The organism is Pseudomonas sp. EU05-FHT14B02 (assembly GCF_058791055.1).
Window position 1 is genome coordinate 155,600 of record NZ_JBYTDD010000011.1, and the last position, 8,034, is coordinate 163,633.

An 8,034-nucleotide genomic window follows, 5' to 3' on the forward strand; every position below is an offset into this window, starting at 1 on the left:
TGCTTGCTCCCATAGGGTTTGTGTTGCCTTTGATTATTGCGACATGGCGTCTTTGCTCATGCTGTCCTTGGACATGGCATCTTTCTTCATCGCGTCCTTGGACATTGCATCCTTGGACATGGCGTCCTTGGACATCGAATCGGTCTTCTTCATCGCATCCTTGGACATGCCGTCTTTGGACATCGAGTCCTTGCTCATGCTGCCGTTATCAACAGCCGTCGCGGCGAATACGGAGGCAGCACCAACGGCCAGGCACATGGACAGAACAACAGTGGTCAACTTTTTCATGATGGTTCTCCTTGGAGCACGGGGTTGCGGACGGTGAATGTTTCGGACGTTCATCAGCTGCCACCGAACCAGTTGTAGCCCTGGTCTTCCCAGTAACCGCCGCTGTAGGTGTTGCTGACAAAAATCGCCTGAATGTGTTTGGGGTTCTTGTAACCAAGCTTGGTGGGCATGCGCAGCTTCATCGGGAAGCCGTATTCGCGCGGCAGTACCGCGCCGTCCCAGGTCAGTGCCAACAGGGTTTGAGCATGCAGCGCGGTGGCCATGTCGATGCTGGTGTAGTAGTCGTCGGCGCATTTGAAACCGACGTATTTGGCATCGGTGTCGGCGCCGATGCGCTTGAGGAAATCGCTGAAGCGTACGCCGCCCCAACGCCCGATCGCGCTCCAGCCTTCGACGCAAATGTGCCGGGTGATCTGCTCGGTCTGGGCCATGGCCCTTAGCTCTTCAAGGCGCCAGCTGCGCTTGTCGGCGACCAGGCCGGTGACTTCCAGGCGATAGCCCTCCTCCTCTACCGTCGGCGCTTCGTCGATGCCGTAGAAGGCATTGAAGGGAAACGGCCGGGTGATCATCGATTCGGGATAGGTCGGCGCCATCGCGTTGGGGTTGAACAGCCAGCCTTGCACCCGGTCGTTAAAGCGCGACATGGACGACAGCGCAGTCTCAACACTGTCGTTGTCAGTGATGTTGCAGCCGGACAGCATCGCCACGCCGCCAAGGGTCAGGCCGCGCAACAGGAACGAGCGGCGGGAGCGGTCCTCGATCTGCGGGGCGAGGATCTTGCGGGCGTCGGTGAGGATCGAATCCTCGTCCAGCCCGGCTACCTGAATGCGCTTTTTCATACCTGCTCCTTGTGGCCGACGATCATGGCCCACAGCGTTTTTGGAACCACTGCGACCATCACCAGATGCACCGCCACGAACCCCACCAACAGGGCCATGGCGAAGAAGTGCACACGACGCGCACCTTCGTAGCCGAACAGCAACTCACGCAGCAGCGGAAACTGCACCGACTTCCACAACACCAGCCCGGAGAGCACCAACAGGAGGATGTCGACCATCACGAACAGGTATGCAAAACGCTGCACCTGGTTGTAATGATTGAGGTCGGCGTGCCCGAGTTTTCCCCGCAAGGCAGCCCACAGGTCGTGCAACACGCCTTTGGGCGACACCGGGAAGAAACGCCGCTTCAGGCGCCCGCTGAACAGGTTGAAGGCCAGGTAAATCAGACCGTTGATCGCCAGGAACCACATCGCCGCGAAGTGCCATTGCAGCGCGCCTGCCAGCCAGCCGCCGAGGGTGATCGAATTGGGAAAGCTGAAATCGTAGATCGGCGAGGCGTTATAGATGCGCCAACCGCTGGTGACCATCACCAGCACCGCCAGGGCGTTTAACCAATGGGTCAGCCGCAGCCAGCGTGGATGGCTGGCCTTGGGTGAAGCAGTTGTCTGCGACATGTCCGGCTCCCGTTTGTTGTTCGTTGGAGCCGAGTATGGGAGCCGGAAGATCGCCAAATCCTCACGTAAAGTTAAATTAAACGTGATAACTACTACCGCCGGACACTTGTAGGAGCGAGCTTGCTCGCGATGCATTCAATGACACTGCGTTTATTCAGAATGGGCGCGATTTCGTTGACGTCCATCGCGAGCAAGCTCGCTCCTACAGTGTTCTGTGGTGGTCCGTCGGTTGTGCAATTATGGTTAAATGCCGCCCCCGCAAATTGCCGACCCAGACCAATGAACGCAGACGCCCTCTCCACCCTTCACGACCACTTGCTGACGGCACTGGCAACACCCCCCGCCGAAACCCGCCGTCTGTTCCACGGCCGTGGCCGCTGCTGGCCGGGGCTGGAGCAAGTGACCGTGGACTGGTTGCAGGGCGTGGTGCTGGTGGCGTTGTTCAAGGAGCCGGAAGCGGCGCAGCTGGAAGACCTGAAGCTGCTGCTGATGGCGATCACCCAGTCTGAGCAGTGGGCCCGGTCCGGCGCCCATACGCTGTTGCTGCAACACCGCTACCTGCTGCAAAGCACCACCGAGTGGCTGCTTGGGGAAGAGATCGACGAACTGACAATCACCGAAGGTGGCCTGAAATACCGGGTGGATCTGGGCCGCAAACAGAACACCGGGCTGTTCCTCGACATGCGCTACGGTCGCGACTGGGTACGGGCCAACGCCGAAGGCAAGCGGGTATTGAATCTGTTCGCCTACACCTGCGGATTTTCGGTGGCGGCCATCGAAGGCGGCGCGAACCACGTGGTCAACCTCGACATGTCGAGCCCGGCCTTGAACCGTGGCCGTGACAACCACCGGCTCAACGGCCACGACATGAGCAAGGTCAGTTTCCTCGGCCACGACCTGTTCAAGTCCTGGGGCAAGGTTATCGGCAAGGGGCCTTATGACCTGGTGATCATCGACCCGCCGTCGTTCCAGAAAGGCAGCTTCCTGCTGACCAAGGACTACCAGCGCGTGCTGCGCCGGTTGCCGGAATTGCTCAGCCCCCAGGGTACCGTGCTGGCATGCATGAACGACCCGGCCTTCGGAGCTGATTTCCTGATCGATGGCGTGACACACGAGGCGCCAAGCCTGCGGTTCGAACAACGGCTGGAGAATCCGCCGGAGTTTCCGGATACCGATCTCGAGTGTGGGTTGAAGGCGTTGGTGTTTCGGCAGTAACACCGAGTCATGCCCTTCGCGATCAGGCTCGCTCCCACACTGGATTGGCGGCGCTCACGACACCTCTTGGAGCGAAGACGTCGGTATGGTCACCAGGGTCAACGGACTTATCGTGGCTGCAGCACCAGTGCAAACAACTCGCCATGCCCGTTCACGTTGAGCTTGTGATAGAGGTTGCGTCGATGCACTTTCACCGTCTCCGGGGAGATGCCCATTTGCTGGGCGATGGCTTTGCTGGAGAACCCCTGGAGAATCAGGCGCGCGGTTTCGATTTCCCGCAGTGTCAGGCGTGCGTCGAAGCGATCAAGCAAGGTCGCCAGATCACCGGCCGGTGGTTCGGCGACCGGCCCCTCCAATGGCAGCAAATCCAGGTGTCGGCGCATCGCCGCCAGCACCCAGTCGCGCACGCACAGCAGACGGCCCTGCTCCTCTAGGCTGAAGCGTGTCGAACGCCCCAGGGACAGGCCGAGCACGGCGCCATCAACGTTAACCATGAACTGCAATTCATCCCCACCGACCACGGTGCTGAAGTAACTCAGGTAGTACTCACTGTGCTGAAACTGGTCGGGGGCCACCGAATCAAGGCTGTGCAAACCGTCGGCGATGCCGGCGCAAGCAGCTTGATAGAACGGATCAAGCAGGTACATGCCGGCGCGGTAATCCGCCAGCTCTTCCTGCTCATCACTGTTGCCCTTGGCATCGAAGTCAATCAGCAGGCGCGGCACATGCCCCGGGCGCATCAGCGCCACCAGCGCGTTATCCAGCGGCACCAGCAAACGCAGGGTATCGACCAGCGCACGCCAGAAACTGTCCTGCCCCACCGCCGTAAAGACCCGCGCCAGCCCCTGATGCACCGGCAACTCTTTCAACAACGCGTCCACGCACTACCCCTTTTGAGTAACCCATGATGGGAATGGGTGAAGGCCACCCAGGTCGATACGCTGCAAACTCCTGATTACCACCGGCCGCAATAGGCCAGGAGTGCCGCATCATGAGTCGTCACCGCTTGTATTTCAATCTGGGGTTGGGTGCCTGTCTGGCGGTTTCGCTGTCGGCTTTTGCGGTCGAAGCCCCGACGGTGCACGTGTACAACTGGTACGACTACATCGGTCCCACCACCCTGCAGGACTTCAAGCGTGATACCGGAATTGCACCGGTCTACGACACCTTCGACAGCGCCGAAGTGCTCGAAGGCAAGTTGCTCACCAGCCGCAGCGGCTACGACGTGGTGGTGGCCAGCAACTTCAGTTTGCCCACGCTGATCAAGGCCGGCGCCCTCGCCCCCCTGCCCCGTGCGCAGATGCCGGACTTCAAGAACATGGACACCGAACTGCTGGCCAAACTGGCCAACAGCGATCCGGGCAACCAGTACGCCGTACCCTACCTGTGGGGCACCAACGGTATCGGCTACAACATCGATAAAGTGCGCGCGCTGCTGGGTGACAAGGCGCCGGTGGATTCCTGGGATCTGGTGTTCAAGGAAGAGAACCTGGCGAAACTCGGCGAATGCGGCGTGGCCATGCTCGACTCGCCGTCGGAGATGCTGCCGGTTGCCCTGCACTACCTCGGCCTGCCGCCCAACAGCACCAACCCTGAGGACTACAAAAAGGCCGAAGCGCTGCTGCTGAAACTGCGTCCGCACATCGCCTACTTCAACTCGTCGAAGTTCATCAGCGACCTGTCCAACGGCAACATCTGCGTGGCGGTGGGCTGGTCCGGCGCTATGCTCGAAGCCAAATCCACCGCCGAGCAGGCCGGCAATGGCGTGAAGATCGCCTACAGCTTGCCGAAGGAAGGCGCGCCGGTGTGGTTCGATACGCTAGTGCTGCTCAAGGATGCTCCGCACCCGGAACAAGGCATGGCCTTCATCGACTACCTGATGCGCGCCGAAGTCATCGCCCCGGTCAGTGACCACCTCAACTACCCCAACGGCAACCGCAGCGCCACCACTCTGGTGGCCGAAGCGACCCGCAGCAACCCGGCCGTCTATCCGTCCGCCAAAGCCATGGCCACTTTGTTCACCCTCCAGCCACTGCCACCCGCTACCGAGCGCGTGCGCACGCGGATCTGGAGCAAGGTCAAAAACGGTCAATGACCGGACACCACAGTGTCCGTGGTGTCCAAAGAATATTTTTTCTGCCACGAATCGAAGATGAGAAAACCATGAAACCACGCTCCCGCGACCTGAACATCCCAATCGGCCAACTGCAACCCGGTCCGCTCAATGCCATCACCGACGTCCCCGGCGTACGGGTCGGCCACAGCGACGTACGAGGCCGCACGGCCAATGGCCGCGACATCCTCACTGGCGTCACCGTCATCGAACCGCGCGCCGGCTCCACCAGTCAGCAACCCTGCTTTGCCGGCGTGCATGTGCTCAACGGCAACGGCGATGCCACGGGGCTGGAGTGGATACGCGAGGCAGGCTTACTGACCAGCCCAATCGCCTTCACCAACACCCACAGCCTGGGCGTGGTGCGCGACGCGCTGATCGTGCTCGACCGCGAGCAGCAGCCGGATGACGGGCGCCTTTACTGGAATATGCCAGTGGTGCTGGAAACCTTCGACGGCCTGCTCAACGACATCAACGGTTTTCACGTAAAACCTGAACATGTGGCACAGGCTGTGCGCTCGGCAGCGGGCGGTCCGGTGGCCGAAGGCAATGTCGGCGGTGGCAGCGGCATGATCTGCCACGAGTTCAAGGGCGGCATCGGCACCGCGTCGCGCCGCTTGAACAGTGCCCAGGGGGGCTGGACAGTCGGGGCGATTGTCCAGGCCAACCACGGCATTCGCAATGAACTGCGCGTCGACGGGTATCCGGTCGGGCGCTACATGGAACAGGTCGACTCGCCGTTCCTCAAGGCCTCGCTGCCCCATCCTGGCATGGGTTCGATCGTGGTCTGCCTGGCCACCGATGCGCCGTTGCTGCCGCACCAGTGCACACGCCTGGCCCAGCGCGCCAGCCTCGGCCTGGCCCGCACCGGCGGCGGCAATGAAGACCACAGCGGCGACATCTTCATCGCCTTCGCCACCGGTAACGATCACGTGCCACCAGCTGCTTACGAGAGCAAGAAAGCACCGACTACCCACAATCTGAGCATGGTCAACAACGACCACATCAGCGAACTGTTTCTGGCCGCCACCGAAGCCGTGGAAGAAGCCATCATCAATGCCCTGCTCGCCGCCGACACCGCCGAAGGCAACGGGCATGGGGTGCAGGGGCTGGATGCAGAAACCTTGCTCAAGGCGTTGCGCCGCGCCGGCTGGCCAGGGGATGCGACTAGCGGTACTTGAGTGAAACACTCGGTCTTTTTAGGATGAACTTACGCAGCCGCTTGCTTGCGCAAGCCGCTGCGTAAGTGGTGAGTGAACTGAACCCCTACCAAGCTCACCACTTGTTTCATGCGCATCTTGAGCCTCACGGCTCCACTTCCTCCCCATCAAGAGCTTTGAGGCTCTTTTTTTACCTCTGAAAACCAACACTGTTCATTGTGGGAGCGAGCTTGCTCCCACAGGGGATCTGTGGGGGTTCAGGAGAGTGCGATCAGACCAGGCGCAACCGAGGGCCAGCGGCCGGCACGGCATCGTCACCCAACCGCCCCCGCACAAACGCCTGAGCCTTGCGCGTCAACTGGTCCAGATGCCGGTCGCGCTGTTTTTCCGCGTCGGTCATGGCCCGCTTGCCATGCTTTTGCAGCAGGTAGGTATGAATCTGCCGCACTTCCAGCGAGCTGTAGATCGACGCCACATCCAGCAGCGCCATCAAGCCAGCGGTAGCGTGGTCGCGAGTGTTCATCAACACCTGGGTCGCACGCACGCCCACCACCTCAAAGCCCATCGCCTCGAAATACGGCACCTTGGCCACCGAGCAGGTCAGCTCGGCATGGGGGTAGCGACCGACCATTTCCCGCAGCATCCGCCGGGCCACGCCCTGGCGCCGATACTCGGCCTGCACCGCCATGTACGCCACGCCGCAGGCCTCGGGGTCGTCCTGCACCGGCAGATACAGCACAAAGCCCGTCACCTTTTGCGGGTCGTCTTCGTCCGTGGCGACGATCAACTCCACGGCAATGCCTTTTTCACCGTTCAGCGCCTCCAGATACAGGTGCACCTCATAGCCGATCGCGTATTGATAGAGGTTGTACAGCAGGTTGCTGGGCGGGATCGCGACCATGCTGATGTCGGTCAGGTTGTCGACCACCATCTGCAGGATCTGGCTATTGATGTGCTCGGGGCACGGGGTCTTGAAATGGCTGATCAGGGGCATTGCGGTGACAGGCTCCGGGAGGCAAGGGCCGCCTATCATAGCGCGCCTGGCACATCCGGTCCGAAGGTGATGGACAGACATACACCCTCTTTGAGCCATGCGCATCGCCGGCGGACGCCTGGTTGCGTTTTCAAGGCCGACAACAGTGAGTCCGGCACACATTGTGCTGGATGAACTTGCCTCTTCGCGATCAGGCCCGCTCCTTCAGGGGACAGCGGTATTGCCCACACCTCAATCTGCTGTGGGAGCTCGCCTGCTCGCGAAAGCGGTTACCACCACACCGACATCGGGTATGAACGGGGGAGAACGGGTGGGTGAAAGCCCCCAACTTTGAGGATTCCCACCTACTGCGCCATCAGGACCGAAACCCAAACCGCCAGCCTTTTGATATCAAACAGGTTTTTGTTTCCCCCAAATTTCCCCGCGATTGGCGCACCTATTGCATCGAGCGATTTGAGAACGTCAGCCACACCGACGCGCCCCGAGGAAACAAGATGAAAAACAAAACTGACCTCAAATCGCTCAGCTTTTTCAGCAAACCGGGCATCGTCGCTGTGATGCTGATCAACGTCAGCTTCGGCATCGTCAACGCAGCACCGCTTGACGATGTCAGCCCGCCGCCGCCAACAGATCCTTCGGCGTATACCAACCCGCCGGCCGACCCCAAGGCTGCGCTGGATGCCATAGAGACCATGCCTCCCACCAACCAGGGCGCCTACGCCCTGCCCAATGGTGTGTACGGCACCCGCACCACGCCAACGACCGACAACGTGCTGCCGCCAGCCCTGCAGACATCCTTCAAAATCCCCAC

9 protein-coding genes are annotated in these 8,034 nt (G+C 60.8%); 4 read left to right on the plus strand and 5 right to left on the minus strand.

What is annotated here, in order from left to right:
• Window positions 1–33: 33 nt before the first annotated feature.
• The 3 genes from AC3WTM_RS12935 to AC3WTM_RS12945 are packed head-to-tail and all read right to left on the minus strand — an operon-like array spanning window position 34 to window position 1,741.
• Window positions 34–288, minus strand: coding sequence for a pentapeptide MXKDX repeat protein (locus AC3WTM_RS12935; RefSeq protein ID WP_102671374.1), 255 nt, complete (start codon window positions 286–288; stop codon window positions 34–36).
• Window positions 289–341: 53 nt separating this feature from the next.
• Window positions 342–1,127, minus strand: a complete 786-nt coding sequence (locus tag AC3WTM_RS12940) for a molybdopterin-dependent oxidoreductase (protein WP_090456473.1) — start codon at window positions 1,125–1,127, stop codon at window positions 342–344.
• The gene (locus tag AC3WTM_RS12945; RefSeq protein WP_102671373.1) at window positions 1,124–1,741 is read right to left on the minus strand and encodes a cytochrome b/b6 domain-containing protein; all 618 of its coding nucleotides are present in this window, start codon (window positions 1,739–1,741) and stop codon (window positions 1,124–1,126) included. The genes AC3WTM_RS12940 and AC3WTM_RS12945 overlap by 4 nt, the downstream gene beginning before the upstream one ends.
• 279 nt (window positions 1,742–2,020) lie before the next feature.
• Here AC3WTM_RS12945 and AC3WTM_RS12950 point away from each other — a divergent pair, with 279 nt between their 5' ends.
• Window positions 2,021–2,956 carry a class I SAM-dependent methyltransferase gene (locus AC3WTM_RS12950; RefSeq protein WP_102671372.1) on the plus strand — a complete coding sequence of 312 codons (936 nt, stop codon included), beginning with the start codon at window positions 2,021–2,023 and terminating at the stop codon, window positions 2,954–2,956.
• A gap of 107 nt (window positions 2,957–3,063) precedes the next feature.
• Here AC3WTM_RS12950 and AC3WTM_RS12955 read toward each other — a convergent pair whose 3' ends face one another.
• Complete coding sequence (locus tag AC3WTM_RS12955; RefSeq protein WP_102671371.1) at window positions 3,064–3,837, minus strand: helix-turn-helix transcriptional regulator; 774 nt, start codon at window positions 3,835–3,837, stop codon at window positions 3,064–3,066.
• 110 nt (window positions 3,838–3,947) lie between these two features.
• On the opposite strand from AC3WTM_RS12955, the gene AC3WTM_RS12960 reads away from it, so the two are divergent.
• Complete coding sequence (locus AC3WTM_RS12960) at window positions 3,948–5,051, plus strand: extracellular solute-binding protein (protein WP_102671370.1); 1,104 nt, start codon at window positions 3,948–3,950, stop codon at window positions 5,049–5,051.
• A gap of 68 nt (window positions 5,052–5,119) precedes the next feature.
• Entirely contained in the window at window positions 5,120–6,250 is a 1,131-nt protein-coding gene (locus AC3WTM_RS12965; protein WP_102671369.1) for a DmpA family aminopeptidase, read from the plus strand.
• 250 nt (window positions 6,251–6,500) lie between these two features.
• Here the strand turns inward: AC3WTM_RS12965 and AC3WTM_RS12970 are convergent, their stop codons facing one another.
• A complete protein-coding gene (locus AC3WTM_RS12970) occupies window positions 6,501–7,223 on the minus strand; it encodes a GNAT family N-acetyltransferase (protein ID WP_102671368.1) in 723 nt (240 codons plus the stop codon).
• A 443-nt stretch (window positions 7,224–7,666) separates the two neighbouring features.
• Between AC3WTM_RS12970 and AC3WTM_RS12975 the strand changes: the two genes are divergently transcribed.
• Window positions 7,667–8,034 (plus strand): hypothetical protein (locus AC3WTM_RS12975; protein WP_256586119.1); only part of this gene is annotated, 368 nt, incomplete at its 3' end.

What these genes read in the sequence shown, in the direction of transcription:
- AC3WTM_RS12935 (WP_102671374.1), bottom strand. Translation starts at nt 288, where the DNA reads ATGAAAAAGTTGACCACTGTTGTTCTGTCCATGTGCCTGGCCGTTGGT.
- AC3WTM_RS12940 (WP_090456473.1), bottom strand. Translation starts at nt 1,127, where the DNA reads ATGAAAAAGCGCATTCAGGTAGCCGGGCTGGACGAGGATTCGATCCTC.
- AC3WTM_RS12945 (WP_102671373.1), bottom strand. Translation starts at nt 1,741, where the DNA reads ATGTCGCAGACAACTGCTTCACCCAAGGCCAGCCATCCACGCTGGCTG.
- AC3WTM_RS12950 (WP_102671372.1), top strand. Translation starts at nt 2,021, where the DNA reads ATGAACGCAGACGCCCTCTCCACCCTTCACGACCACTTGCTGACGGCA.
- AC3WTM_RS12960 (WP_102671370.1), top strand. Translation starts at nt 3,948, where the DNA reads ATGAGTCGTCACCGCTTGTATTTCAATCTGGGGTTGGGTGCCTGTCTG.
- AC3WTM_RS12965 (WP_102671369.1), top strand. Translation starts at nt 5,120, where the DNA reads ATGAAACCACGCTCCCGCGACCTGAACATCCCAATCGGCCAACTGCAA.
- AC3WTM_RS12970 (WP_102671368.1), bottom strand. Translation starts at nt 7,223, where the DNA reads ATGCCCCTGATCAGCCATTTCAAGACCCCGTGCCCCGAGCACATCAAT.